The 25139-nt window shown below is 66.5% G+C and carries 30 protein-coding genes and 1 tRNA gene; 8 read left to right on the top strand and 23 right to left on the bottom strand.

Annotated features, from left to right (window positions below; translation table 11 throughout):
• Positions 1–62: 62 nt before the first annotated feature.
• From ACIBI5_RS52445 to ACIBI5_RS52485, 9 genes are all read right to left on the bottom strand, one after another.
• Complete coding sequence (locus ACIBI5_RS52445; RefSeq protein ID WP_184958290.1) at positions 63–368, bottom strand: DUF1416 domain-containing protein; 306 nt, start codon at positions 366–368, stop codon at positions 63–65.
• Positions 368–1207 (bottom strand): sulfurtransferase, encoded by an 840-nt coding sequence (locus tag ACIBI5_RS52450; RefSeq protein WP_379622778.1) that lies wholly within the window; start codon positions 1205–1207, stop codon positions 368–370. Before ACIBI5_RS52450 ends, ACIBI5_RS52445 begins: the two co-directional genes overlap by 1 nt.
• Complete coding sequence (locus ACIBI5_RS52455) at positions 1204–1617, bottom strand: DUF4395 domain-containing protein (RefSeq protein WP_397259057.1); 414 nt, start codon at positions 1615–1617, stop codon at positions 1204–1206. Before ACIBI5_RS52455 ends, ACIBI5_RS52450 begins: the two co-directional genes overlap by 4 nt.
• Positions 1618–1676: 59 nt before the next feature.
• Positions 1677–1790: a putative leader peptide gene (locus ACIBI5_RS52460; protein ID WP_376773436.1), complete on the bottom strand. Its 114-nt coding sequence runs from the start codon at positions 1788–1790 to the stop codon at positions 1677–1679.
• 3 nt (positions 1791–1793) lie between these two features.
• Positions 1794–2150 (bottom strand): thioredoxin family protein, encoded by a 357-nt coding sequence (locus ACIBI5_RS52465; protein WP_397259101.1) that lies wholly within the window; start codon positions 2148–2150, stop codon positions 1794–1796.
• 118 nt (positions 2151–2268) lie between these two features.
• The gene (locus ACIBI5_RS52470; RefSeq protein ID WP_397259103.1) at positions 2269–3072 is read right to left on the bottom strand and encodes an anti-sigma factor family protein; all 804 of its coding nucleotides are present in this window, start codon (positions 3070–3072) and stop codon (positions 2269–2271) included.
• A gap of 2 nt (positions 3073–3074) precedes the next feature.
• On the bottom strand, positions 3075–3587 hold the full coding sequence (locus tag ACIBI5_RS52475; protein ID WP_397093222.1) for a sigma-70 family RNA polymerase sigma factor: 513 nt from the start codon (positions 3585–3587) through the stop codon (positions 3075–3077).
• 76 nt (positions 3588–3663) lie between these two features.
• Positions 3664–4329 carry a DUF2993 domain-containing protein gene (locus tag ACIBI5_RS52480; protein WP_397259059.1) on the bottom strand — a complete coding sequence of 222 codons (666 nt, stop codon included), beginning with the start codon at positions 4327–4329 and terminating at the stop codon, positions 3664–3666.
• Positions 4330–4390: 61 nt separating this feature from the next.
• Positions 4391–4642: a MoaD/ThiS family protein gene (locus ACIBI5_RS52485; RefSeq protein WP_397259061.1), complete on the bottom strand. Its 252-nt coding sequence runs from the start codon at positions 4640–4642 to the stop codon at positions 4391–4393.
• 166 nt (positions 4643–4808) lie between these two features.
• On the opposite strand from ACIBI5_RS52485, the gene ACIBI5_RS52490 reads away from it, so the two are divergent.
• On the top strand, positions 4809–5504 hold the full coding sequence (locus tag ACIBI5_RS52490) for a winged-helix domain-containing protein (RefSeq protein WP_397259063.1): 696 nt from the start codon (positions 4809–4811) through the stop codon (positions 5502–5504).
• 49 nt (positions 5505–5553) lie between these two features.
• Here ACIBI5_RS52490 and ACIBI5_RS52495 read toward each other — a convergent pair whose 3' ends face one another.
• From ACIBI5_RS52495 to ACIBI5_RS52505, 3 genes are all read right to left on the bottom strand, one after another.
• Positions 5554–6324 carry an SDR family NAD(P)-dependent oxidoreductase gene (locus ACIBI5_RS52495; RefSeq protein ID WP_397259065.1) on the bottom strand — a complete coding sequence of 257 codons (771 nt, stop codon included), beginning with the start codon at positions 6322–6324 and terminating at the stop codon, positions 5554–5556.
• A 420-nt stretch (positions 6325–6744) separates the two neighbouring features.
• Positions 6745–7254: a GNAT family N-acetyltransferase gene (locus ACIBI5_RS52500; protein ID WP_397259067.1), complete on the bottom strand. Its 510-nt coding sequence runs from the start codon at positions 7252–7254 to the stop codon at positions 6745–6747.
• A gap of 405 nt (positions 7255–7659) precedes the next feature.
• Complete coding sequence (locus ACIBI5_RS52505; RefSeq protein ID WP_397259069.1) at positions 7660–9444, bottom strand: bifunctional metallophosphatase/5'-nucleotidase; 1785 nt, start codon at positions 9442–9444, stop codon at positions 7660–7662.
• Between the two features lie 108 nt (positions 9445–9552).
• Between ACIBI5_RS52505 and mshD the strand changes: the two genes are divergently transcribed.
• Positions 9553–10518 (top strand): mycothiol synthase, encoded by a 966-nt coding sequence (gene mshD, locus ACIBI5_RS52510; protein WP_397259071.1) that lies wholly within the window; start codon positions 9553–9555, stop codon positions 10516–10518.
• Here mshD and ACIBI5_RS52515 read toward each other — a convergent pair.
• Positions 10451–11455, bottom strand: coding sequence for an anion permease (locus ACIBI5_RS52515; protein WP_397259073.1), 1005 nt, complete (start codon positions 11453–11455; stop codon positions 10451–10453). The two genes, mshD and ACIBI5_RS52515, sit on opposite strands and share 68 nt — an antisense overlap.
• Positions 11456–12073 (bottom strand): DUF47 family protein, encoded by a 618-nt coding sequence (locus tag ACIBI5_RS52520; protein ID WP_184958320.1) that lies wholly within the window; start codon positions 12071–12073, stop codon positions 11456–11458.
• 198 nt (positions 12074–12271) lie between these two features.
• On the opposite strand from ACIBI5_RS52520, the gene ACIBI5_RS52525 reads away from it, so the two are divergent.
• Positions 12272–13501 (top strand): MFS transporter, encoded by a 1230-nt coding sequence (locus ACIBI5_RS52525; RefSeq protein WP_397259075.1) that lies wholly within the window; start codon positions 12272–12274, stop codon positions 13499–13501.
• Here ACIBI5_RS52525 and dcd read toward each other — a convergent pair.
• Entirely contained in the window at positions 13473–14048 is a 576-nt protein-coding gene (gene dcd / locus ACIBI5_RS52530; protein WP_397259077.1) for a dCTP deaminase, read from the bottom strand. The genes ACIBI5_RS52525 and dcd overlap by 29 nt on opposite strands.
• Before the next feature lie 91 nt (positions 14049–14139).
• Here dcd and ACIBI5_RS52535 point away from each other — a divergent pair.
• The 3 genes from ACIBI5_RS52535 to ACIBI5_RS52545 all read left to right on the top strand — a co-directional run bounded on the left by ACIBI5_RS52535 (position 14140) and on the right by ACIBI5_RS52545 (position 14850).
• Positions 14140–14213, top strand: a tRNA-Gly gene (locus ACIBI5_RS52535).
• A 58-nt stretch (positions 14214–14271) separates the two neighbouring features.
• The gene (locus ACIBI5_RS52540; RefSeq protein WP_397259079.1) at positions 14272–14604 is read left to right on the top strand and encodes a DUF6247 family protein; all 333 of its coding nucleotides are present in this window, start codon (positions 14272–14274) and stop codon (positions 14602–14604) included.
• Positions 14605–14850 (top strand): hypothetical protein, encoded by a 246-nt coding sequence (locus ACIBI5_RS52545; protein ID WP_397259081.1) that lies wholly within the window; start codon positions 14605–14607, stop codon positions 14848–14850. It abuts the gene before it with no gap.
• Between the two features lie 305 nt (positions 14851–15155).
• On the opposite strand, the gene ACIBI5_RS52550 is transcribed toward ACIBI5_RS52545, so the two are convergent.
• From ACIBI5_RS52550 to ACIBI5_RS52565, 4 genes are all read right to left on the bottom strand, one after another.
• Positions 15156–15569, bottom strand: coding sequence for a type II toxin-antitoxin system VapC family toxin (locus ACIBI5_RS52550; protein WP_397259083.1), 414 nt, complete (start codon positions 15567–15569; stop codon positions 15156–15158).
• Positions 15566–15826 carry a CopG family transcriptional regulator gene (locus tag ACIBI5_RS52555; RefSeq protein ID WP_397259084.1) on the bottom strand — a complete coding sequence of 87 codons (261 nt, stop codon included), beginning with the start codon at positions 15824–15826 and terminating at the stop codon, positions 15566–15568. Before ACIBI5_RS52555 ends, ACIBI5_RS52550 begins: the two co-directional genes overlap by 4 nt.
• Before the next feature lie 301 nt (positions 15827–16127).
• Positions 16128–16454, bottom strand: coding sequence for a hypothetical protein (locus tag ACIBI5_RS52560; protein ID WP_397259086.1), 327 nt, complete (start codon positions 16452–16454; stop codon positions 16128–16130).
• A 712-nt stretch (positions 16455–17166) separates the two neighbouring features.
• Complete coding sequence (locus tag ACIBI5_RS52565; RefSeq protein WP_397259087.1) at positions 17167–17748, bottom strand: hypothetical protein; 582 nt, start codon at positions 17746–17748, stop codon at positions 17167–17169.
• Between the two features lie 224 nt (positions 17749–17972).
• Between ACIBI5_RS52565 and ACIBI5_RS52570 the strand changes: the two genes are divergently transcribed.
• Positions 17973–18272: a hypothetical protein gene (locus tag ACIBI5_RS52570; RefSeq protein WP_397259089.1), complete on the top strand. Its 300-nt coding sequence runs from the start codon at positions 17973–17975 to the stop codon at positions 18270–18272.
• Positions 18273–18463: 191 nt separating this feature from the next.
• Here ACIBI5_RS52570 and ACIBI5_RS52575 read toward each other — a convergent pair whose 3' ends face one another.
• The gene (locus ACIBI5_RS52575) at positions 18464–18751 is read right to left on the bottom strand and encodes a hypothetical protein (protein ID WP_397259091.1); all 288 of its coding nucleotides are present in this window, start codon (positions 18749–18751) and stop codon (positions 18464–18466) included.
• 562 nt (positions 18752–19313) lie between these two features.
• On the opposite strand from ACIBI5_RS52575, the gene ACIBI5_RS52580 reads away from it, so the two are divergent.
• Positions 19314–19925 carry a helix-turn-helix transcriptional regulator gene (locus ACIBI5_RS52580; RefSeq protein ID WP_397259093.1) on the top strand — a complete coding sequence of 204 codons (612 nt, stop codon included), beginning with the start codon at positions 19314–19316 and terminating at the stop codon, positions 19923–19925.
• On the opposite strand, the gene ACIBI5_RS52585 is transcribed toward ACIBI5_RS52580, so the two are convergent.
• The 3 genes from ACIBI5_RS52585 to ACIBI5_RS52595 all read right to left on the bottom strand — a co-directional run bounded on the left by ACIBI5_RS52585 (position 19922) and on the right by ACIBI5_RS52595 (position 24877).
• Positions 19922–23533, bottom strand: a complete 3612-nt coding sequence (locus tag ACIBI5_RS52585; RefSeq protein WP_397259095.1) for a tetratricopeptide repeat protein — start codon at positions 23531–23533, stop codon at positions 19922–19924. The genes ACIBI5_RS52580 and ACIBI5_RS52585 overlap by 4 nt on opposite strands.
• A complete protein-coding gene (locus tag ACIBI5_RS52590; protein WP_397259105.1) occupies positions 23530–24417 on the bottom strand; it encodes an S-4TM family putative pore-forming effector in 888 nt (295 codons plus the stop codon). Before ACIBI5_RS52590 ends, ACIBI5_RS52585 begins: the two co-directional genes overlap by 4 nt.
• 199 nt (positions 24418–24616) lie before the next feature.
• Positions 24617–24877 (bottom strand): hypothetical protein, encoded by a 261-nt coding sequence (locus ACIBI5_RS52595; protein WP_397259097.1) that lies wholly within the window; start codon positions 24875–24877, stop codon positions 24617–24619.
• Positions 24878–25139: the final 262 nt, after the last annotated feature.

The following is a 25139-nucleotide window of genomic DNA, read 5'->3' on the forward strand; positions in this document are numbered from 1 at the left end:
TAGCCGTACCGGAAAGGAAAGGACCCGCGCCGCAACACGGCGCGGGTCCTTCCGAGGGGGACCTAGACGGCGACGGCGAGCTGCGAGACCTCGCCGAGGCGCGCGGAGACGTGGACGTCACGCGTGACGCCGCCACCGGCGATGATGCGGACGGTCCAGTCGCCGGGAGCGGCGAAGAAGCGGAAGATGCCCTCGTCGGACACCACGACCTCGCCGGTAAACTCGCCCGAGTGGTCGAGCAGCCGCGCGTAGGCGGTGCCCGCGCCGGTCACCACGCCCTGGATGACGGCCTGGGTGGACAGGTCGATCCCGGCGGGCAGCGTCGCGGTCTGCTCCGGCGCCGCGCAACCCTGAGACACAACAGACATCAGCGGGCCTCTCCCAGCTCGATCGGCACGCCCACGAGCGAGCCGTACTCGGTCCATGAACCGTCGTAGTTCTTGACGTTGGCCTGGTCGAGGATCTCGTGCAGCACGAACCACGTGTGCGCCGAGCGCTCGCCGATGCGGCAGTAGGCGATGGTGTCCTTGCCAAAGTCGACGCCGGCCTCCCCGTAGAGGGTGCGCAGGTCGTCGTCGGACTTGAAGGTGCCGTCGTCGTTGGCCGACTTCGACCACGGGATGTTGCGGGCGGTGGGCACGTGGCCGGCGCGCTGGGCCTGCTCCTGCGGGAGGTGCGCGGGAGCCAGCAGCTTGCCGGTGAACTCGTCGGGCGAGCGCACGTCGACCAGGTTGAGCTTGCCGATCGCGGTGACGACGTCGTCGCGGAAGGCGCGGATGGAGCTGTTCTGGTCCTGGGCCACGTAGGTGGTGGCGGCCTTGGCCGGCACGTCCTTGACCAGCTCGCGGGAGTCGAGCTCCCACTTCTTGCGACCGCCGTCGAGCAGCCGGACGTTCTCGTGCCCGTAGAGCTTGAAGTACCAGTAGGCGTAGGCGGCGAACCAGTTGTTGTTGCCGCCGTAGAGCACGACCTGGTCGTCGTTGGAGATGCCGCGCTCGGACAGCAGGGCCTCGAACCCGGCCTTGTCCACGAAGTCGCGGCGGACCGGGTCCTGCAGGTCGGACTTCCAGTCGATCTTGACGGCGCCACGGATGTGGCCCTTGTCGTAGGCGCTGGTGTCCTCGTCGACCTCGACGAGTACGACACCGGGCGTGTCGAGGTTGGCCTCGACCCAGTCGGCATCCACCAGGACGGCGGAGCGGCTCATTGGGGAACCTCCATTTTGGCGGCGGGCAGTAGACGGCGAATCAGCAGATACATCTCGCAGCCAAGACAGAATCCGAAGGCTGCGTTGAGGAGGGCGGCGAGGAGGGCCGCTGCCGTCGCCCCCAGGGCGAGCGGCGTGATCCCGGTGAAGAAACCGATCAGCCCGGCACCCGCGAAGACCAACCCCACCACCTGCGCGAAACGCGGCGGGCGGGCGTCTTCCGTCTCCTTCGGAGCGCTCTTGACGAGCGCCTTGAAGAGCATGGTGTACGGCGAGCGACCCGCCGTACCGAGTGCGAAAACCACCGCCTGGGCGGCCAGGAGCCAGGGGCTCTCGGTCACCAGGACGAGGATCAGGACCAAGGTCGTTATCGCGGCGCCGAAGCGCAGCGCTCTAGGGTCGGCACGCATCGCTGGATGCTCCTGAAGGGGTCGGGTTGGGGCGGACCTGAATGTCCGCGAGACCGTCCTCAGGCAGCGCGACAGAGCGCGGTGGCCACGCGGCAGAAATCAACCGCGCGCCGCTTCGTCAGCAGCTCTGTCGTGGGGTTCATGTCGATGAGACTACATCGACGTCTCGCCATCTGTCACATCTCGTCCGGCTCCTGAGACACCGCATGGCCCAAAGCCGCGAGCACGTCGGCCTTCCTGGGCTGCCCCGACGCGGTTTTCGTGATTTTTCCCGACCGATCCAGAACGAGGACCGTAGGGGTGCGCAGAATGTCCAGTTGGCGTACCAGATCCAGCCGGGACTCCGCGTCGATCTCCACGTGCGCCACGCCCGGCACGAGATCGGCCACCTCGGTCAGAATCCTGCGCGTGGCACGGCACGGCTGGCAGAACGCCGTCGAGAACTGCACCAGCGTCGCCCGTTCCCCCAGCGGCGCGCCGATCTGCCCTTCCGTCAGCACGTCTGTCGGCCTGTCAGTGGCCGTTTCGCGCATCCTTCCATCGCGGCGCAGTCGTACCACCCCGATCACCAAGCCCAGCGCCAGTGTGCCGAGCGCCACCCACAAACCCGTCATCGCTCATGGCCAACCATCGCGGGGCCCGGGTTCTTCCCTACGTCACGGTCTTGGTGTGCACCAGCAGCTTGCCGTCCTGGTCGACGATCCTGATGAACCGGATCGACTCCAGCGGCAGCTTCGTCGTCAGCTGGAAGACCGGGGGCTTCTCGTAGTTCTCCCGGCTGACCTCCCAGCCGTCGAGCGTCTCGCGCTCGCCGCCCTCGCCGAGCACGATCACGCGGCATTGGGTGCCGACCGCCACGCCGGAGACGGTGAGGTTGAGCTCGGTGCCGCCCTCCGCGGGCATCGCCATGACGGTGGCCTGCCTGGTGCCGTTGGCGCCCTTGAACTCCTTGCCCGCGGGGGCGTTCATCGTCGAGGGCGACTCCGTCGCGCTCTTGCTCGCCGCGGTCCGCGGCTCCGGGCTCGCGCTGGTGTCGAAGCCGTACTCCGGCTGGGTGGCGCTGTCCGGTGCGGCCGCCTTGCCCTGATCGGCATGCTCCGCTCCCGCGGCCGTCGAGCTGGTGCTCTCGCCGCCGGTCGTGGCCGTCCAGATCGTGCCGCCGACGGCGATCACCGCGGCGGAGGCTGCCACGGCCAGCAGGAGGCGGCCGCGCCTGCTGCGCTTGGCACGGTCATTCAGCAGCCGGTCAAGCACCTGGCGCGGGGGGCTGGCGACCAGTTCCACGTCGCGCTCGGAGACCTTGCCCAAGAAAGCGGAGACGCCTTCGAGCTCCATGAGCTCGGCGCCGCACGCCTCGCACGTGGCGAGGTGGGTGTCGATCTCCAGCGCCTCCTCGGGGTCGAGCGCGCCGAGCGCGTGGGCGCCCAGCGACAGCCGTACCTCCTCACAGGTCATCCTCACGGCGCCAACCCCCGCTCTTCCAGCGCCAGCTTCAACGCCCGCAACGCGTAGTAGGTGCGGGACTTGACCGTGCCCGGCGGAATGCCGAGCGTGGCCGATGCCTCCTTCACGGACTTCCCCCGGTAGTAGACCTCCATGAGCACCTCGCGGTGCTCGGGCCGCAGCGCCGCCAGGGCCTCGGCCACGGCCCACGACTCGACGGCCTTCTCCAGCTCGTCGTCGGCGGGGATCACGGCCAGCGCGTCGTCACCCGTCTCCGGCGGCCTGGCCCTCCTCGCCCGGTGCTGATCGACGACGAGGTTGCGGGCCACCGTGAACAGCCACGCGCGGATCGGACGCCCGGACAGCGCGTCGGGATGCCGCCAAGCCCTCAGCAGCGTCTCCTGCACGACATCCTCCGCCCGGCCGGAATCTCCGGTAAGTCGCAACACGTAGCCATACAGCGGCCCGGCGTGCTCGTCGAAGAGGGTGCGTACAAGCTCCTCGTCGGCGGTGCCAGCTGGACTCACGCCCTCATCACGTACGGCACGGCCAGGCGGTTCACCGGCGCCTTCGCCCCGGGGCGGATCACCCGCGGCTTTGTCCTCATCCACGGAGCGGCACGTTCTTTCCCTCGGCCGAGAGCTCCAGCCCGTCGGCCACGCTCTTCACACCCGTCACCTTCACGTCGAACGGCAGCTTGCCCTTGAACGGGATCGTGTAGGTGACGAACTGCGCCAGCTGGCTCGGCACTCCCTGGATCTTCGTGGCGGCGAGCTTGATGCCGCCGTCGGTCAGCTCCACCTTCAGCTCGGCGCTGAACTTCACCTTCTGCCCGCCGAACGGCACCTCGCCCGAGGCGACCAGCCGCTGGCCGTTGCCCGAGATCTTCACGCCGTCGGGGGCGAACTTGTCGATCGTCGCCCTGGTCACGGTGCCGCTGACGGTCAGCCGTTCGGCGCGGACGTCCGCGGTGTTCTGGATCACGTCGGACAGCGGCGCGGTGACCCCGTAGGCGACGCCGCGCAGGTTACGGATGGGCACGCCCCCGTAGGTGAGGGTCCCGAGGTCGAAGCGGACCTCGGGATAGCGGCCCGCGAGCGCCTGGGTCAGGAACGGGATGCCCTCGATCGTCACCGTGGGCGTGCCACTGAGGTCGGCGGCGGCCCCGATCCGGTTGGCCAGGTCACGCTGGACGCCGGCCACCGCGACCCGGTCGACCGCGACAAGGAGAACGATCAGCACGATCAGGAAAATGACCAGCTTGCGCATCGGGCTCCTTTGGCACGGGGGACATTGAGCTTACCGACCAATTCCCTGAAAAAACCGGAGATCACCCGCCCGCGAACGGCGGCAGAACCTCCACCGTCACCCCCTCACCCAGCACCACCTCGTCATGCGCCCGCCGGCCGACCGGATCACCGTCCACCAGGAACGACGAGCGCCTCATCACCCTGGCCAGATCGTCGCGCCCGGCTGTGATTTTCGTCATGAGTTCGCCAAGAGTGACGGCGTCGAACGGCTCCTCCGCGACCCCGGCCGCGTCCTTCGCCGCCGCCCAATAACGAACCTTTCCCGTGGCCATAGGCTCCTCACAATCGTGTCGGTCCATTGTGCGCCCCTGTTAACACGCGTGTTTCGCTGTTCAACAGGTGGACGCACAATGAACGCGAGATTCCCTTGGGTTATCCTCACGTATGGGACCTGGGCGACGTAGCCCCCGGGTCCTTGCGCGTTTTGGGGAGGCCGTGATGAGCAACCTGCTCCTGCTGACGAACGCTCTGGAGCCGTCGGCCGAGGTGCTGCCCGCTCTCGGCCTGCTGCTCCACTCTGTCCGCGTCGCGCCGGCCGAGGCCTCCGCCCTGATCGACGCCCCGCCCTCCGACACGGTGATCGTCGACGCCCGCAAAGAGCTCGCCCACGCGAAGAGCCTGTGCCGCCTCATCAGAACAACAGGCATCGACGTCCCCCTGCTGGTCATCGTCACCGAAGGCGGCCTGGCCGCGATGACCGCCGAATGGGGCGTGGACGACGTCCTGCTCGACAGCGCCGGCCCCGCCGAGGTCGAGGCCCGCCTGCGCATGGCCACCGGCCGCCTGTCCCTGGCCTCCACCGAGGACGCGCCCGACGAGATCCGCAGCGGCGAACTGTCCATCGACGAGGCCACCTACACGGCCCGCCTGCGCGGCCGCGTCCTCGACCTGACCTTCAAGGAGTTCGAACTCCTCAAGTACCTCGCCCAGCACCCCGGCCGCGTCTTCACCCGGGCGCAACTGCTGCAGGAGGTGTGGGGGTACGACTACTTCGGCGGCACCCGGACGGTGGACGTACACGTGCGGCGGCTGCGGGCGAAGCTCGGAACCGAATACGAGTCACTGATCGGCACGGTCCGCAACGTCGGCTACAGATTCGTCCCAGAACGCGGCGACTCATCCCTGGTCTCGTAGCCGCGCCGGCGAAGGCCTCCAGATCGTCTTGGCCGTTCGTCAGTGACGGTCAGGTTCCGAGGTTGCGGCCGCCGTCGACCACGATGCGCTGGCCGGTGATGAAGCCGGCGCCTTCCGAGGCCAGGAAGCTCACGGCATGGGCGACGTCGTCCGCGGTGCCCATGCGGCCCGCGGGTACCGACGCCCGGTAGGCGCTCCTGATCTCGGCCGCTACGCCGGCATGGCGCTCGACCGGGATGAAGCCCGGGGCGACGGTGTTCACGGTGATGCCGTCGGGCGCCAGTTCGCGGGCCCAGCTGAGGGTCAGGCCGATCTGGGCGTTCTTGGCGGTCGCGTAGGCCGACCGGCCCGGGGGTGGCCGGTGGGCGACTTCTGAGTCGATCTGGATGATCCGGCCGAACCCGCCTTTCCGCATCTGTTCGATCACCAGGCGGCCGAGAAGCACGGGGCTCTTGACGAAGAACTCAAGCTGGGCGAGGTGGTCCGCCCAGGTGACGTCGGTCAGGGGAGCCTCGGGCTGGGGTCCGGTGGCGTTCAGCACCAGCACCTCGATGGGACCCAGGGTGGTGGTGACGGCGGCGACCAGTTCGGCGACCTGCCGCTCGTCGGTGACATCGGCGAGAATAGCGTCGGCGATGCCGCCGCTGTCGCGGACGGCGCGAGCGACCTCGCGGGCCTGTGCGTCGCCGGGCGGCCCGTTGACGACGACGGCCATGCCGTCCTCGGCCAGCCGCCGCACGATGGCCCTCCCCAGCCCGCGCGAACTACCGGTCACCAGCGCGACACGCCGGCCGCTCCCGCCGGTGTCACCTGTGGTCACTTGTGTTCCTCCACTAGGACATCCCGAGCCGCATCACCTGATTGTCGTGGGCGGTTCGGCCGTCGGTGACAAGATCCCATAGGCGAGACCGCGCGTGGTCCTGTCGCGATCACCACCCGGATTTCCGGTCGCCCAGCCATACTCACGAACACGCACCTGAATGGGGAACCACATGAGCGAGGTCTTCTTACTCACGAGCTGGACCATTCCGGCCATCGTGCTTTTCTTCATTGTCTACCGGGCCGTGCGGCCGGCCATCCGGCATGAGAGGTACCGGCAAGAGGGCCCGAAAGTCTGAAAGCCGGCCAAGTTGCTCGTTCAATCTTGGCGAGGGCCGTCATCGTGCGGGTTTTTCGACGGACACCACAACCCCAGGGTTCGACGCGCTCACGCTCCCGGCGAGGGCCCTCCTCGATCAAGCTACTCAGTGTGCAACGAGAGGTGGAACCTGGTGTAGTGCTCGAATTCGGCCACCGCGCCGAACCCCAGCCGCTCCAGAACAGCCACGCTCCGGTCATTGCCGTGCGTCACCCCGGCGAACACATCCGTCGCCCCCAACCCGGCCCGAGCAAAGTCGATCAACGCCCCGCAAGCGGCCGTCATGTAACCCCTGCCCGTCACACCTTCATCAAGCCAGTAACCCATCGAGTACCGGGGCGGATCAACCGGATTGAGATCCGCTCTGCCAACAAGCTGATCCTCGAACCAAAGGCCAAACCGCAGATTCCGGTCGAGTGGGCTCGCAAAGTCCCGCGCAACCGCCTCCCGCGTCGCGACCTTCATCTCCTCATAGTCGCCGTGGCGGGTCAGGTGCTCGCGATTGCGCACGATCAGCTCGTAGTACGCCTCCATCGCGTCGGCCGTAAGCGGCCGCAGGGTAAGCCGGGGCACGGAGGTCGGGAGAACGGGCAGCGCCAGATCATCATCCACAACGAGCGACCATAGCAACCCGCTCTCCGGCCACGACGAGCCACGCTCCACGGGCAGCGTGCCGCCGGTGGCTGGCGCCGATCCCACCCCACGGCGATCATCCGACCTTGGCGAGCTGGTTCGCCCACGCCTTAGGCGGTCGACGGGGCGGGGCGCTCGCGGGGCGGCAGCCCCTCGATCGAGATCAGAACAGCCTGAGCCCCTCATGCGCGTAGCGCCCAAGGGCGAAGACCGAGCTTTGGGCGGGGTGCCCCACAAAGCACAGCCTGAGTCCCCAAGCGCGAAGCGCCCCACAGCGAAGCCCGAGCCTTTGGGCCGCGCCGCCGCAAGACACAGCCTGAACCCCAAAGCGCGAAGCGCTCAGAAGGGAAGACCGAGCTTGCAAAGCGACGCGGCCCCACACATCTAGTCGACGGCGGTGATACGGCCCAGCGCCGGCGGGGCGATGGGCTGGTTCGCGGTGAGGTAGGTGACCAGGGCGTCGATGTCGAGCGGCCCGCTCCACACGTCCGTCCCGTCCTTGAAGGCGGCGAACGCGTCGCCACCACCCACGAGGAAGTTGTTCGCCGCCACCCTGACCTGCTGGGTGTCGGTAACAGCGGCACCGTCGATCTTCAGGTCACTGACCTTGGAACCCCAGGCCGCGCCTCTGCTGTACGTGTAGGTCAGGTTCGCCGAAGGCTGGAGGATCTTCTGGAACGGCTGGCCGTTGGGACCACCGACGAACTGCTGCTCCAACAGCGTCTTCAGCTGCGCCCCCGTCAGCGTCACGACCTGCATCAGGTTGTTGAACGGCTGAACGGTGAACGCCTCCCCATATGTCACGACACCGTCCCCTTCGCCCGCCGGCGACCCGGCGAACGTGAACGGAGCCCGGATGCCACCCGGGTTCATCAGCGCCACCTGCGCGTTGCCACCGGTCTTGGTGGCGGCGAGCTGGGCGTCGGCGATGAGGTTGCCGAGCGGGGTCTCGCCGGTGGGAGTGGCGGTGTTGGTGATGTCCGCGGTGATCTTGCCGACGGGCTTGTTGGCGACCGGGGCGACCCTGTCCTTCCATGTCTGGACGAAGGTGGAGATCTCGGGGTCCGCGGCGATGGTGCGGGTCACGACGTGGTTGTCGGCCGTGACGGTGTTGCGGACGATGTCGCGGCTGCGGGTGTCCACCTGGAAGTCGACCTGGGTGATCACGCGCCCGAACGATCCGCCCTGCGAGTACAGGCGATCGTTGCCCGCCGGGTCCTTGACGGTGCACTTGTACGCCTGGTGCGAGTGCCCGCTCAGCACCATGTCCACTTCGGCGTCCACCTGCGTGGCGATACGGTTGCCCGCTCCAGGTATGGCGCTGCAGGCGTCGGGCGACTGGCCGGCGTTCACCTGGTCACCCTCGTGCACCAGCACGACCTGGGCCTTGATGCCGATGAGCTTGAGGAGCTTGGAGGCGACGTTGGCGGCCTTGACCTCGTCGACGAACTTGAGGTCCTTGATGCCTTCCGCGGTGACGATGCCGGGCGTGGTCTGGGTGACCAGGCCGATGAAGCCGATCGGCACGCCGTTCTTCCACTTGATGCTGACCGGCGGCAGCGCGGGGACGCCCCAGTCCTGGAGCAGCTGCTTGGCCTGCGGTGTGGAGGCCAGCCCGGCCAGCGCGTCGGACCTCTCGTTCCGGTTCTTGAACAGCACGTTGGCGCCGACGTAGTCGAACTGGGCGCCCTTCCACCGGCCGGCGGGCGAGCAGCCGTCGACCGGGTGGCAGCCGCCCTTCATGATCCGGCGCAGCTCGGCGTACCCCTCGTCGAACTCGTGGTTGCCGACCGCGGAGACCTTCACCCCGATCTTCCCGAGGAACTCGACGGAGGGCTCGTCGTGGTAGGCGGCCGAGATGAGCGGCGTCGCGCCGATGAGGTCGCCCTGGGCGACGCCGATGGTGTTGCGGTCGGCCAGGCGCTTCATGTGGGCGGCCACGAAGGCGGCGCCACCGGCGTCGACGGTCTGACCGTTCTCGTCGACCATGCGGCCGGAGGAGCCGGTGGGCGGCTCGAGGTGGCCGTGGAAGTCGTTCAGCGCGAGGAGGCGCACGGGGACCGTTCTGGCGGTGGTCTTACCGGCGTCCGCGGGGGTGATGGCCAAGGCGAACCCGCCGGCGGCCACGGCTCCGGCCAGCGCAAGCCGGAGGAGGGATCGAGACGTCATGGACCAAGACGTTACGGCCGCAATCCATGCAACCCATGTCGCAAAGGTAACGATTCATCGGCCAGCCCCCTGGCGTTGTTTGCCATACGGACGCCTAGAGTTCGACGCATGAGCGTGCATGTGAAGGTCGCGGAACGACTTGCTGAACAGGAAATCGCCGACGTTCTGAGTGTCGTGGAAGCGGCCACCGAGGCCGACGGCGTCCGCCCCCTGAACGAGCACGTGATGCTCCACCTGCGCTACGGCGGCGACGCCCGCGCACGCTCGCTCCTGCTCTACGACGACCAGACCCTGGCCGGCTACGCCCACGTGGACCCCACCGACGAGGTCGAGGGTCCAAGTGGCGAGCTGGTGATCCACCCGTCGTACCGTCAAAAGGGGCATGGCGCGCGTCTGCTCAGCGAGGTCCTGAACATCACCGACGGCCGGCTGCGCCTGTGGGCGCACGGAGATCACCCCGGTGCGGGCGCTCTGGCCGCTTCCATGGGGTTTGAGAGGGTTCGCTCCCTGTGGCAGATGCGCCGGTCGCTGTTCGCGCCCCTGGCGTCCTTTGAGATGCCCTCAGGGGTACGGCTGCGCGCCTTCGTCCCCGGCCGCGACGAGGAGGCCTGGCTCAAGGTGAACGCGGCGGCGTTCGCCCATCACCCCGAGCAGGGAGCGTGGACCCTGGAGGACGTGCTGCGCCGCGAGGCGGAGGCGTGGTTCGACCCGGCCGGCTTCTTCCTGGCCTTCCGCGGCGACCGGCTCGTCGGCTTCCACTGGACCAAGGTCCACGGCTCCGACGAGCACGGCCACGAGCCGCTGGGCGAGGTGTACGTCGTCGGCGTCGACCCCTCCCAGCAGGGCACCGGCCTGGGCAAGTCGCTGACCGTCGCGGGCCTGCGCCATCTGCGCTCGCGCGGCCTCGCCCAGGTCATGCTCTACGTGGACGAGGCCAACGCGGCCGCGATCAGGCTCTACTCGGGTCTCGGGTTCAGCCGATGGGACATCGACGTGATGTACGCCGCTACTCCACGAGCCAGTGAAGCGCGTAGTACGACAGAGCCGCGACAAGAGCCGCGGCCGGGATCGTGAGGATCCAGCCCGTCACGATGTTTCCGGCCACCCCCCAGCGCACGGCCGACAGGCGCTTGGTGGCGCCGACGCCCATGATGGCCGAGGTGATGGTGTGGGTGGTGGAGATCGGGGCGCCGAAGCCGATGGCCGCGCCGTACAGCACGGTCGCCGCGGCGGATTCCGCCGCGAAGCCCTGCGGTGGGTCGAGCGCGATGATGCGCCGGCCCAGCGTGCGCATGATGCGCCAGCCGCCCGCATAGGTGCCGAGTGAGATCGCCCCGGCGGCGGCCAGGATGACCCACTGCGGGATCGGGTCCTTCGGGGAGGCGTAGCCGCCGACGGTGAGCGCGAGGAAGATCACGCCCATCGTCTTCTGCGCGTCCTGCAGGCCGTGCCCGAGCGCCATGGCGGCGGCGGACACGGTCTGCGCGTAACGGAAGCCGCGGTTCGTTTTTCCGGGCTGCGCGTTGCGGAAGATCCAATAGATTGCGATCATGATCGCGGCGGCGAGCGAGAAACCCACCAGCGGCGACAGGATCATGGGGATGACGACCTTCTCCACGACGCCGTCCCAATGGACGATGCTGGCCGAGGCGAGCGCCGCGCCGATCAGGCCGCCGATGAGGGCGTGGCTGGAGGAGGAGGGCAGTCCGAAGTACCAGGTGACCATGTTCCAGGTGATCGCGCCGATGAGGCCGGCGCAGACGACCACCAGACCGTGGGAACCCTGTGGGGCATCGATGATGCCTTTTCCGACGGTCTGTGCGACCTGGGTCCCCAGGTGGGCGCCGATGAAGTTCATCGCCGCCGCCATGAACAGAGCCGCCCTTGGGGTGAGGGCCCTGGTGGAGACCGAGGTGGCGATGGCGTTCGCCGCGTCGTGGAAGCCGTTGGTGTAGTCGAAGATCAACGCCACGACGACCACGCCGATGACGAGGGCGAGCGTGAGGTCCACTTAGCTTTCCTTGACCGCGATCGACTCGATCGTGTTGGCCACGTGCTCGAAGGCGTCGGCGGCCTCTTCGAGACGGTCGATGACCTCCTTCATCTTCATGACCGTGAGCGCGTCGTACTCACCGCTGAAGAGCTTGGCCAGAAGGCGCCGGTACACCTGGTCGCCCTGGTTCTCCAGGCGGTTGACCTCGATCCAGTACTCGTTCAGGTTCTTCATCGAGCGCAGCCGCGGCATCGCCTCGGCGGTGAGCTCGGCTGCGCGTTCCAGGACCTCGACCTGCCGGATGACGTCCTTGGGCAGGTGGTCGATCTGGTAGAGGACGATGAGGTCGGAGGCCTCCTCCATGAAGTCCATCACGTCGTCGAGGTTCGAAGCGAGGCGGTAGATGTCCTCGCGGTCGAATGGGGTGATGAAGCTCTCATTGAGCCGATTCATGATCGCATGAGTGCGTTCGTCACCGGCGTGTTCGCAAGCGCGCATCTTCTCGGCCAGGGCTTCCCTGTCCGAGCCGTCGCTGATGATCTCCACCAGCAGCCGGGATGCCGTGACCAGGTTGTTCGCGGAGTCGGCGAACAGGTCGTAGTAGCTGTCCTCACGAGGCGTGAGACGCAGGCGCACGTCGTTCTCCAGATGTGCGGGGATGGTCCGTGGAAGAGAGTACGGGTTACCAGGCAAAATGCGAACTTCATGTCCCCTTCATCGTGTGGCTACCCTCCATCCCTTGCCGGATACCAGCCCTGTAGATAGCTTGATCACCATTTTGCCGACGTCCGCTTTGCTGGTTTTTGAGCCAGTTATGGCTCATCCTGGTGACATATGCGGCCAGCCGCCGGTGTGTTGGGAGATCGAGCCTTCCGTCTGCTTTGGTGCAGCCTCACCGCATCTGTGGCGGCTGACTACATCTTTCCCATAGCCGTGGTGATCTCACTCGTCCGGGGTGGGTACGGCGCCGCCGCCATCGGCCTCGTCCTGGCCGGACGCCTGATCGCCCTGGTGGGCTTCGCCCTCTTCGGCGGCGTATGGGCGGACCGGCTCCCCCGCCGCGTCGTCATGGCCTGCTCCCAACTCGGCCTCGTGGCCATCGCGCTCGTCGTCGCGATCTGGCCGCTGGCGCCGTTCATGGGGATCGCCGTCTTCCTCGGCGGGCTGTGCGAGGCGTTCTTCCGCCCCGCGTTGCAGGGGGTCCTGTCAACCGTTCTTCCTGAACGGCACCGCCGTACCGGAATCGCCATGACCAGCGTCTCCCTGCGCGGCGGATCACTCCTCGGGGCGTTCACCGGAGCGGCCATCGTCGTCGCGTGGGGCCCGTGGGCCGCCTTCTTCGCCGCCGCGCTCGGGTTCGGCATCAGCGCCGGGCTCATCTGGCTCATGCGCGAACCCGTGCTGCCCGCCCAGCCGCGCCACCGCCTCATGGACGAGATCCGCCAAGGCATGCGCGAAGTCTGGTCCCGGCCCTGGATGGCCGGAGTGATCGCGGTGCTCGCTCTCCACCAGACGCTCATCGTCGCCCCGGCCCAGGTCCTGCTGCCGGCCACCGCGTCCAACCTGCAGTGGAACTTCCTGCCGCTGCACGAGGCCGACGCCATCTACGGGCTGTCGCTGGCCGCGCTCTCGCTCGGCGGGCTCATCGGGGCCTTCATCGCCTTCCTCCGGCCCAGGCCCCGGCCGGGGCTCACGGCCATGGTGGGGCTGCTGCCGTACGGGCTGGTGCCCTTGTCGCTCTTGACCTCAACGACGCCGTGGCCGGTGTTCACCTGCTTCCTGCTGGCCGGGGTCGGGCTGGAGGTCGCCGCCATCGAATGGGTCATCGGCATGCTGCGCGAGGTGCCGCCTGGGCGGCAGGCCCGCGTGGCCTCGCTGGAATGGGTGGCGGTGCTCGGGCTGACGCCGTTCGGCCTGGTCGCGACCGGTGTGCTCGTGGACACCGTCGGGGCCAGGCCGGTCTTGCTGGTCAGCGCGCTCGCCGCGGTGCTGCCGCTGGTGGCGTTGGCGATTCCCGGGCTCGTGGAGCTGCGGTCTAAATCTTGGTCCGGTGAAAACTCTTGAACGAGCGCGACGGGGTGGGGCCGCGCTGGCCCTGGTAGCGGGAGCCGTACTTCTGGGCGCCGTACGGGTGCTCGGCCGGCGAGCTCAGCCTGAACACGCACAACTGGCCGATCTTCATGCCGGGCCAGAGCTTGATGGGGAGCGTGGCAACGTTGGAGAGCTCAAGGGTGACGTGGCCGCTGAAGCCCGGGTCGATGAAGCCGGCCGTCGAGTGCGTGAGAAGCCCGAGCCGACCGAGCGAGCTCTTGCCTTCCAGGCGGCTGGCCAGGTTGTCGGGCAGGGTGATGACCTCGTAGGTCGAGGCCAGGACGAACTCGCCCGGGTGCAGGATGAACGGCTCGTCGCCGTCCGGTTCGACGAGGCGGGTGAGGTCGGGCTGCTCGACTGCCGGATCGATGTGCGGATATTTATGGTTTTCGAAGACACGGAAAAATCGATCAAGCCGGACATCGATGCTGGACGGCTGGATCATGTCCTCATCGAACGGCTCCAGGCTGAGCCTGCCGGAGTCGATCTCGGCGAAGATGTCGCGGTCTGAAAGCAGCACGTAGAGCAACCTATCGTGGTTGCGGGGGTGGGGCGGGGTTGCTTGGGGACGCCTGGTTTCCGCTACAGTGGGGGCGCGGCGTTCGGCCGACGCGGGTGTAGTTCAATGGCAGAACATCAGCTTCCCAAGCTGACAGCGCGGGTTCGATTCCCGTCACCCGCTCCACCTTGATGAAGGATGTCGCTCCTCCTCTGTACCCTCTATACGGGGAGAGGAGCACGCCATGACAGCCCAGCCTCAGGACTTCACACCCTCAGACACGTCCATGCCGGACAGGAATCTGCGCTCCATTCGCGCTGCGCTTGTGGTCCCACAAGATCGCGAAGCGTTCGACGCCGGGCTCAAGGCCGTCCTAGACGAGGTCAGAGTCAGCCTCGATCTCGAAGCCCTGGCTGCGTTCGTACATCGCTGGTGGATCTCCGCCTGCGACTCGGCGAAGGACCCCGAAGGGCGACGGCAAATGCACATCCGGGCGGAGCAAGTCATAGCCGACGACGCAGCTCCGCATGGAACGCCATGGCGTGAGCTCTTGGCCGCGCGCGGAATCGACGTGTAGGTGTACAAGCTCGCCATCGATCCGATAGCCGAAGAGCAGATCGCCGCTCTCCCCGATGAAGCCCTTCGACCGCTCGCGGAGTTGTTCACCCTCCTGGAGACCGCTCCGTGGAGTGGCGAGCCGTACAACTCCGCCAACCCCAAAGCCAACATGCTCACCCATGCCTTCGGCGAATGCGGCCTGGCAACGTACGTTGTCTTGGAACGGCAACGCGAGACCTACATAGTCCGGATTGAATGGCCTTAGGCTCCCTCCCCCGCGTGCCCGTTGCGTGCCCGTTCACAGAGTGGTTCGCAGGGAGTCACGGAGGCTCACGGTCACTCGGCTGCATCTGCCCAGGGCGGTGCTTCCCCTGCTCCGACACCATGACCTTGAAAGAGTTCCCAAGCTGACAGCGCGGGTTCGGTTCCCGTCACCCGCTCTCACGATGAAAGCCCAGGTAGACCGATGGATTCGGTACCTGGGCTTTGATGTTTCCTGATGTTCTTGGTCTCTGCGTGCCATTTGGGTCATGATCACCCTGCCGGAACCAGCGGGGCCCGGGGCATAACTCACACCTTGATGACAGTGACGCGTACACCGCACAGTGCGGTGAGGTCCTCGGGGTCGGAGGTGAGAACCGTGACGGGGCCTGAGGCCGCGAGGGCGGTGGCGCTGAGCATGGCATCGATGGCGTACTTGTGCCCGTGCAGGCCGGCGTTGGACAAGAGCGTGGCGGCGTGGCGGGCGATGGGTTCGGTGACCGGCTCGATGACGAGGCGGGATAGCGTCCATTCCAGGGCTGGCCGATTGACACGGGGGTGGACCACCTCGACAAGGGTGGCGGCAGAGGTGATGACGCGGAGGTCGTCAGCACGGGCGAGAGTGAGCCATGCGGTGATCGTACGGTCGCGCAGGACGGCCCTGGCCAGTACCTCGCTGTCGAGGACAAGGGTGCCGCCAGGAACGGCGGGAGAACGGGTCACGCAACCGCCCCACCATTGGTCTGTCCCCGTCGGGTCTGGTGGAGTTGGTCACGCTGTGCCTGGACCTCGTCGTCGGTAATGGGGCCGTGCTCGGCCTCGGCGACCTGGATAAGTTCGCTGAGGTTGTCGCGCTCGATCTGGCGGGCGACGGCGGCGGCGACGTAGGCGGACAGGCCGGAAGGGCCACTGCGAGATCGGGCGGCCTCGGCGATGTCACGCGGCATGGTGATCGAATACTTGCCAGTAGGCTCGCTCATGCCCTCTATCCTACCTCTCATCCTCCCGTAGTCGCTGGGGAGTTGTGTATTGGTGAGAGCGAGGTCTTCGCTCCTGGGGCGCTTCGCGCCTATAGGGCTCAGGCTGTTCTTCCAGTCGAGCCGCGGGCTCGACCCCTGAAGGTCCTCCCTTCGGTCGGGCGCCCTTTCTCGGCCCACCCGTTACCCAGTCAAGTGGTTGGCCAATTGGATCCCGCCCTGACCCAAAGGTGCTCCGCTACGCTCCGCGCGCCCTTCTAGGAGCTTGCGCCATGGCCGAGACGGGCGACGCCGGCTGCCTGGGCTACAGCAAGCCCCCGGCGTTTGAGAGACGCGACGACACCGGACATCCGATGTCGGTACCGCCGCGTCCGGCCTCATGAGCCTCGCCGCGTAGGAGCGCGGCCCAGAGCTTGTCGGCCTCATTGAAAGTCCAGCGGAACGTCTCGTGGATCACCGGCTTGGCCTTCTTACGACTGGTTCGGCGAATGTGCGCCTGGCCTCCCACGTGGCACAGCCGGTACACCGTGGAACGGCAATCACAGGTTCGAGCGACCACCCGAACGCGATCTTTCCTGTTGACCGCCCCGCGCCAACCGACCTGGGTGAACCGCTCCGACAGGACGATCACGATGCACGCACCGATCCTGTGTCCGAGCACGGCAGGGCTAATCCCTCGCTGTCGTGAACCACGGGCCTGTCCCGCCTGCCGGCCGGCGCAACCTGAAACCCCAGAGCGCCTTGAGCTTCACGTCTGCGACGAGACGATCCGCGCCACAGCAAGGCGATCGACGATTTCAAGGCCACCGACACATCCTGCGGATGCTCGTTTCCGAATAGAGCTGGCCGGGGTTCTCCGGCGTCCCGACCAATGCAGGAGCAGATATGCAAGCTGACATCTCCCGCCCTACCCGCCGCTGGGTCCGACTGCTGGCGTCCTTGGCCGTCGCGACCGCCGGTCTCACCGTCGCTGGTGCCGTTAGCACAGCGACGCCCGCAAGCGCCTGCTGCTTCCAGGGCCGACACCCCGACGAGGATGGGTTCGTGGTCGTCGAACGCGCCGGTTTCGGCAACTACGACTATGTCTACAACAGCGGGCTGGTCCGGGAGTATCGCAACTTCACGTTCTTCCGCGAGTACCGCCGCTGACGACGAGCGCCCGTTCCCGCTGGCAGCCTGTCAGCGGGGGCGGGGCCGTATCGCTGATTCTCGTACATCCCGAAGGTTGTACGAGAAGATCACGTGCGCCATGAGCCACTTCACGCGGTCCGGCCCGAAAGGCTTCGGCCACGGTGACGTATCCGGGTCGCCGACATTATCGAGAGCTTGGGAAGCGTCCGGCTTCACGACCTGGTCACCTCCCCTGACCAGCCCATGGTCGTTTCCAAGCTGACAGCGGCTTCGGGCTTCATGAAGTACTGGACGGCTTCCGTAGTTTTCAGCACGGCCGGGTCATATTGTGGCGCAGGCCATATCTGAAGGTAGTGGTCATCAACCGAGCAGCGCTCTTCATCCATTCCTCGGATGTGATAGCGCAAGCGGTACACGCCGGGACCAGAAAGCAACGGGGAAAGGTTGTGCGCCTTTTCATCGTCCCAATCCATAAGCCACCCCACCAGGAAGACCTTTCCGGACGGGGACTCAAAACTGATCTCCACGACGTCCTCGTAGCCGTCCAGGTCAGCACCTGGATCCCGGTCGGCGGCAGTCACCGTAAAGGGAATCTCTCCCCATTGCGTGGCGATGTTCAGGCTCGCGAGACCTCTCTCCTCTAATTTGATGAGCCCAGCGGAGTGAGTCCGTGGGTCGGCCGGCATGCCGGCGGCCTCATAGTCCCCACGATCCATGAGGTAGACCTGACCACAGTCCTCCACCTCCACGTCCATTCGCTTCGTGTACACGACAGAAAATTCGTCTCTGCTCATGGGCGGGAAGCATAGAGTCCGTCCACGACACTTTCGGCTACCTGGCCGCGCAACTCCAGGCGCGCCCCTCTTGAGGCGCCACCCGTTGCCAAGTTGGATCTCACTCTTGTCCAAAGATGCTCCGCTTCGCACGTTCCTTGAAGAGCTTGGACCATACGATGAGCTGCTCACAGCGGCGAAAGGTCGCAGCGCGTGGTCCTGAGGCCGGTCCCACGCTGGGAACCGTGCGCCGGGAGTACATGGCCGCCAAGCCGTACAGTATCGAGATGTCCGAGGGCACACCGTCCGACGGACGGTACGCCGAACTTCGCAGACTGGGCGAGGAAGAGCGTCAAATGACGGTCGAGCTCCAGCAGACCCGCACCCAGGTTGCCAGACTCATCCAGCAGTTTCTTCCGCCGCATGCGCGCACCGAGAAGATAGACGAGGTTGCGCAGGCCAGCGGCTACAGCCGGACTCTGATGGACGCCCTCCGGTACAAGGACCACCCCTGGCATCAGGGCAGCGGGCCCACGAACGAATGAGCCTCCGGCCGGGGCAACTCCAGGTGATCAGGCAGGCCGCCGATAGGAGCCTCATCGCCGGCTGCGCTGCGCGTCCAGTGCTTCGGAGAGCTCGGGAGGACCGTGCGCCGCACTCGCTCCTGACCGGTCTCCTGGTCAGATCGGCCACGGCGAGCCGGGGCCCAAACTGGCGGTTCGTTGACCGGGCGTTCTCACTGCGGGCCGGAGCGGGCGCGGCGGCTCACCAGGACGATCAGCCCTGTCTGAATGACAAGCATCCCCAGTGCGATCAGTCCCGACACGGAGGACATCGCTTCCTCCGAAAGCCCACCACCACATTCCGTAATATTGCCGCCGTCGTATAACACGGCGCAGTTGCGCCCCAGGACCGCAGCAACGGCCAACCAGTTGGCCACGAGAAGTGGGGCCGCGCCCAGGAAGAGGGCTGGCGCTAGGTATTTCGACTTGCCAACTACTGGGTTGCAGATAGGAGACGCCACCTCTCCCATTCTAAGTGTGGGCGCGGAGACGCAGGTCCAAACGCTCAGATCCCATGGAGAGCTGGCCAACCTGCCTTGCGCGCGCTTCTCCTCACCGCCGCCGCTGCTGAGCACGTCGTACGGCCGACCCTGCGGGCCCGTTGTCAACGGCGGAAGGGCCACAGTGAAAAGGAGCGGCGTCGCCGGGCGAGGACGCGACGCACCAGGTCCTTGGTGATGTCGTTCCGGCGCCGACCGTAGCGAATCTCGGTGTATACCTCTTCAGGCGTGAACTTCGGGTGTTGGGCGGCGACTTCGCGGATGTATCGGGCCTTAGCCTCGTCGAGGTTGGAGTCTGCTCGTGGGATACGGCGTTCGAGGGGCCGATGTATCCGCCGACCCGATTTGTCGAAGTAGACCACGCATACCTCCAAGCACCGGATGACTTGACGCTAAAAATGCACGGCATGCAGGTCTATGACCGAAATGTGCGTAACTATGACGTCGAATGACACGTTCCTGCCAGCCCTAAGCTGTCGGCTGCCGTTTCAGGTGAGAGCCGGCAGCTACAGGGAGGTGCGGGGTGACCGTTCACGTTGCGGTCGTGGACCCTGTGCCCGTGTTCCGGCATGGCGTCGTGGCGGCGTTGTCAAGCGTGGGATACCTCGTCGAGGAGCCCGCCGATGCGGCCACATGGCTCAACGAACGGCCAGGCGCGATGATTCTGCTGACCTTGCGCTCTGCCGAGGACCTTGACCAGGTGATCGCCTTATGCCGCGTACGGCCCCGGCCCCTCATCGTCGCGCTGCCTTTCGGCGAAGCCCCTTCGCTGGGAGTGCGGGCCGTGCGAGCGGGTGCCCGGTCGGTGGTGGCGCACACTGCGACGGTGCCGGCGTTGCAACGGGCGGTGGCCGCGACACTCGACGGCGAGGCAGTCATGCCGGCCGACGTGGCCGACCTTCTGGTTGCTGGACGGGGTGGACGGCCACCCCGTCGCTCGGTTCTCTCGAAGGAGCAGATTGCCTGGTTGCGGCGGCTATCCGATGGTTGGACCGTGGCGCGCCTCGCCACGGAGGCCGGGTACTCCGAGCGTGCGATGTACCGGCTACTCAAGACGCTTTACCAACAGATAGGCGCCGATTCCCGGTTCGAGGCCATGTTGCTGGCACATGAGGAGGGCTGGTTTCAGACCTAGACGGTAGCGCCCGGCCGGATGCATGCCAGCCCGCTCAGCACAGGTTCCAGATCGGAAGTGCCGTGGGCCATCGCCTTCACCATGAACCTCAAACGGACGTCCAGACCCGGGGTCGGCTCGGCCCGCTCAGGCCGTGCGCGGCGGAACGCTTCCAGCGCCGTCGTTGTTTCCGCGGCGCCGAGAAGGACCGAGTAGCACAGGGCGATCCCGGTGAAGTCCCAGGCTACGAGATCATTCTCGTCCGCCCCGGTGCGTTTGCCCGTCTCCTCATGGAGCTGCTGAAAGAGGTCCCTTGCAGTGCCTGGAAGGTTGCAACGGTATGCGACGATGCCCCGCAGCGCCAGTTCCGCGGTTTCCCGGCCGGCCACTCGGTAGCGAGCCGCCTCTTCGATCGCCTTTCGGGCCTCTGGAAGAGCATCCAGATGCACGTGGGCGAGGGCCAGCGTGGTGAGCGACCGCCGCAGGTTGATCGGATCCCGGTGGTCGCGCGCGACATCGACGGCCTGCTGCGCCGTCGCTCGCGCCTCGCTGTGCAGATCCCGGTACAAATGAAGGTCGGCTGTCGAGTTGAGCAGTTCCGCCTGGGCCGTGGGATCAGGGTGGGCCAGGATGAGATTCGCGCATTCGTTCAGCATCTGCTGCGCGTCCGGGATCTGGTTCAGCTCGGCGTACCAGCGAGCAAGGCGCAGTGTGGCGCTCGACGCCAGCCCAGGTTCGGTTTCACGCACGGCGCTGAAGGCTTCCAGAGCATTCCTGACAGCGCGTCGATAGTCGCCACGCCTCTGCCGGCAGTCAGCCAGGCCGATCAGCGCGGCGGCCCGATCGCCGCCGTCGTCCTCGTCCTCGCCCGCCAACGCGTACGCCCAGCCGTAATGCTCCTCGGCCTTCGCGAGATCGTCGTGTTCCCAGAACATGGAGCCCATGCCTAGGTGGCACCGGCGTATCGCCTCGCGATCCTGTTCCTCTTGAGCGATGGAGAGCGCGTCCTTGTAGGACGTCAGGGCTGAGGGACAGTCGCCGCTGTAGGAGTAGATGTCACCAAGAGCTGCGAGGTTCATCATCTCGCCCTCCCGGTCGTCATGGAGCCGACCCCGGATGGCTTCCCGTTGGGCGCGCAGCTCGGCGCCGCTACCCCAGAGGTAAACCAGGTGGTCCATGGAGTGGATCAAGTCGTGCGCCACGCCGTACATCCCGGCCCGCAGCCAGACGTCGATGCGCGCGAAGTGCATGTCCAGGTCAGCGATGCCGTGCACGTCCTCGTCGTCCTTCTGCATGGTTGCCAGCACCCTGGCCGCTTGGAGCAGAAGGTCGAACCGGGTTGGCGGCTCACCCTCTTCAGCACACCGATCCCCCGGGCCCAGACGCCCGAGGATCGCCTCCGTTTCGGCCTTTCGCAGATGTTTGCGGCCGTCCCTGCGCTCAAGGACAAGGCGGGCCGCGACGAGCGCGCGCAGGGCCGGCTCGACCTGGGTCGCCGACACGTACGGCTTGAGGACATTGATGATGGTGTCCCGGTGAACCGGCACGCCGAGCGCCGCGACCGCCTCCGCCACCCGCTGCTGTTCGACGGGCAGGTGGTCGACGAACAAGCGCACCAGACGCTGATGCACCTCGCTCGCCTGCATGGTGGACAGCCATGGTCCTACCTCATGGGCCTGTAGCGCGGGCGGCTCGCTGCTGAGACACGCATGGAGGAGTTCGGCGCGCCGGGGATTCCCCGCCAGGAGGCCATGAAGCCGCCGTAGATCGACTCCTCCCAGATCTGCGAGGCCGTACCGCTTGTCTGGATCGAGCTGGGCGAAATATTCGCCCAAAGACGGCGGCTCCAGTCCTTCGAGACTGATCCGGCACGCACTTCCCGCCCATACCACACCCGTCGTCGCCTCGGGCGGGTGCTGCGTCAGGAGAACGACTTTGACCAGGGGGTACGGCCGGCTCTGCACGACGTCCAGCGCCAGATCGAGCTGTGGATCGCGCAGGAGGTGCCCCTCCTTGAGGAGGTTCTCCGCCGAGTCCAGCACGATTATCGGTCGGATGCCACCGGCCTGCTCGAGACCATCCAGGGCGATCTCCAGGCGTGCCAGCGCGGACGGGCCGGCCACCTGTCCCGACCCGGGCGGCTCAATGGCCTCGATCAAGGTTGGTACGCCGACTTCCTCGTGCGGTGTGGCCTCGTGCCAGCTCACCGGCGAGGTATCCACATCCAGATCGTCGTAGCCCAGGTCGGCGAGCACCTCGCGTACCAACGCCGTCTTGCCGATGCCAGGCGGGCCAGTGACCACCATGACGGAAGTGACCTGATCCTCCAGGGCCGCGCGAAGGCGGCTGCGTTGCCCTGTCCGGTCGACGAAAAGCGACCCGCTCCGTGCCGACCGGCCCATCGTCCGTGTCGCTGTCATGCGACTGGTCTCAACAATCTTCCCAGCGTCGAAGGGCATCGTCGGGCCCGCCCCAAAGTCCGCCGGCCCGAGCAGGCACCGGGTGAGCCGACCCGCCAGCCGCGAGCACCACCGGGCAGCAGCCGGCGTACCGGACGTGTAGGCACTGTGCAGCATGGCCTGCGCGAGGAGAGACACCTTCAGTTGCCGTTGCCAGAGCGCCGGGTCCCAACTGTTCCGGTGCACGAACCCGAGCGCCGGCTCACGGAGCGAGTCGATGACGCTCCGCACGTCACCCGGCATGCCGCCGTCGAGGCGTTCATCTCGATGGCCGCGCTCCAGGTAGGCGAGGAACACGTTCTGGCTGTGCTCGGAGGAGGCCCCGATCTCGCGGGAGCAGAGCGAGAGCAGCAGGGTGGCAAGATCCCGGCTCAGTGGTCCTCGCGAGTCGTAGGTGGCCAGGTCGATCAGCCGAAAGGCGGTTGGACAGACGATCCCGTTGCGCACCGGTACGAGAACGTTGTCCCCGTGCAGGTCACCGTGCGTTCGGCCCACCAGATAGTGGATCGGCGCCTGGGCCACCGGCGAGTCCTCGGCGAAAAGCCGCCACGGGTTCGGAAGCGCCGCTTCCTCGTCCGGAAGTTGCAGGTAAGCGGGCGCGAGAAGGTTGTGCCTTTCTGCCCAGCCGCGTAACCACCCGCCTGGTTCGAAGCTACTGCCCAATTCGCACTGCAGTAGCTCTGCCACTGTCGAGTGGCCGCTGCCGTAATCACAACCGGCCCAGTTCTCAAGGATTTCCTTCCAAACCACCTCGCAGGCGCCCGCGAGCTGACTGATCTCCACCGTCCCCAGCGGATCGCCGTCAACCATCGACTGACCGATCACCAAGATGCCCCCGGTACATCGAATGGCCGGAAAGACGATCTCGGTGAGGTGCTGCTCGCGGAACTCCCGCGGCGATTCGTTCAGAGCTTGCCTGTGTAGTTCGCCTTCGCGCCGATGGCTCGCCGGCACCGCCGGGCAGAACTTGATCACGCACCAGCGAGGTTTAGGATTCCCGCTTCGATTGGCCAGCATCACCTTCGCCAACCGAGCCCCGGTGTAGCCGCGCGCGAGAGGCGCGACACTCCTGGCATCGATCTCGACCTCGTCGCCGAACAGCGACTCGATGATCTCCGACGCGACCACCGGGTCGTCGAACACACGGGTCAACTGCTCCAAGGCGTTCATGGGCGGGGAAACCGCGCTTCCAGCAGTTGCATTCTGACCTGGAAATCGGCCTTGTCCTGGTCGTGATAGCGCTGAAAGAACCACGTCGGCAGACGTGGCTGGAGCCGTCGCATGTGATACAGCGTGTCCTGCACCTGGCGGACGAAGAGCGTCAGCGCGGCGGGTGTGGCGATCACCGGTGACGACGGATCGTCAATGACCGCACGCACCAATCCCAGTACGCGTAGCCGTTCCCCGGTGCTCGCCATCTGCGTGCGGTACATCTCAAGGCATAAGAGCAGCAGACCGAGCGAGGGCACAAACCATCCCGTGACCAGCCTGCTCACTGTCGCGCCAGTGGCGAACGTGAATACGACGCCCGCTATCGACCACAGTCCCAGCACGCCGAGCATCATCTGGGCGAAGCGGAGCCGGATGCGTGAACCCCAAGCCAGGTTCTGGTCCAGGCAGAAGAGCACGTCGTACGGCGGTGCGGCGCTCGCAACAAGGTAGTAGCCCCGCAGTCGGCGCTCGTCGCCGCGAAAGCGTCGGCTGAGTCGGCTCACTTCGTCGTCGCCGACGCGCTCCCCGACCGCGACGTGGTTCCACGGCAATCCGAGCAGGTCAGCGTCAAACATTTCCTGAAGCGTTGCGGCGATCCGCAGATACCGCTCGGCCCGGGGTGCCATCACCGCCTTGTAAACGGCGGCCCAGAGAGCGCCGATGAGAGCGACTGCGGCGCCGTACTCCGAACCCAGCCCGGTCAGCAGACCTGCGACAGCCACAGCGATCGAGACACCGACGCTCAGAGCCTGTGCGCGCTGGTTGTAGACGTGAGTAACGGCGATGGCCTTGAGGAGGCGCATTGCCGCAATGCCGTCCTGCCGATCGGAGATTGGGTGCACGCCTTTCAATGCCCCTCCCGCGCATGCCGGTCGACTCACTGAGTGTCACACGGCCGGCGGTCCTGCGATACCCGCTGTTCCTTCCCTTCGGAGTGCACCTTCGCCGGGCAACCTTCGCCCAGAAAGTCGCGACGGCACGAGGAGCGGTACACGCACGGCACGCTCAGGACGTTGGCCGTCTACGAGAACGGCTCGCGCCCTATTCCTTGACTACGTTCGGGGCGTTCTGCCGTCTGAGGGCGCGGATATAGCCCCATCGCCATATCAACACCACCCCGGCCAACCACAAGAAGCCGAACACGAGAAGACGCACGGTGAGATAAGTCGCCGTGATCTTTTCGGGCCCGTCGGTGAAGTAGTCAACGACGAACTCCCCCAGGAGGAGCGCCGCGAAGCAGGCAGTCAACTTGAGCAGGGCACTGCGCGACTCCTTGCTCCAGGCCTTCGGGCGAACCGCCATACCGTTCGCCCCTTCGCCGTGGCCACGTCGAGCATTTGATCTGTGCGGCTTCAAACTAACGCCTCCTGCGGGGGCACTCCAGTCGTGGAACCTGATCATCCCATCTGTCAACGCCAACCATTTGCACGCATAGGGGGCAGCGTAGTCATGGCGGGCGTACGCTCCCCCCCGTTACCTTTTTGATCGTCCCCGATAAGAGTCGGGGAGCCAGGTCACCCAGCCCGGCATGACTGACCGCCCCTGTCGCTTCCATGATCCGGGG

Origin of the sequence: Nonomuraea sp. NPDC050540, from assembly GCF_044457485.1 — a bacterium.
In the GTDB taxonomy this organism is placed as follows: Bacteria; Actinomycetota; Actinomycetes; order Streptosporangiales; family Streptosporangiaceae; genus Nonomuraea.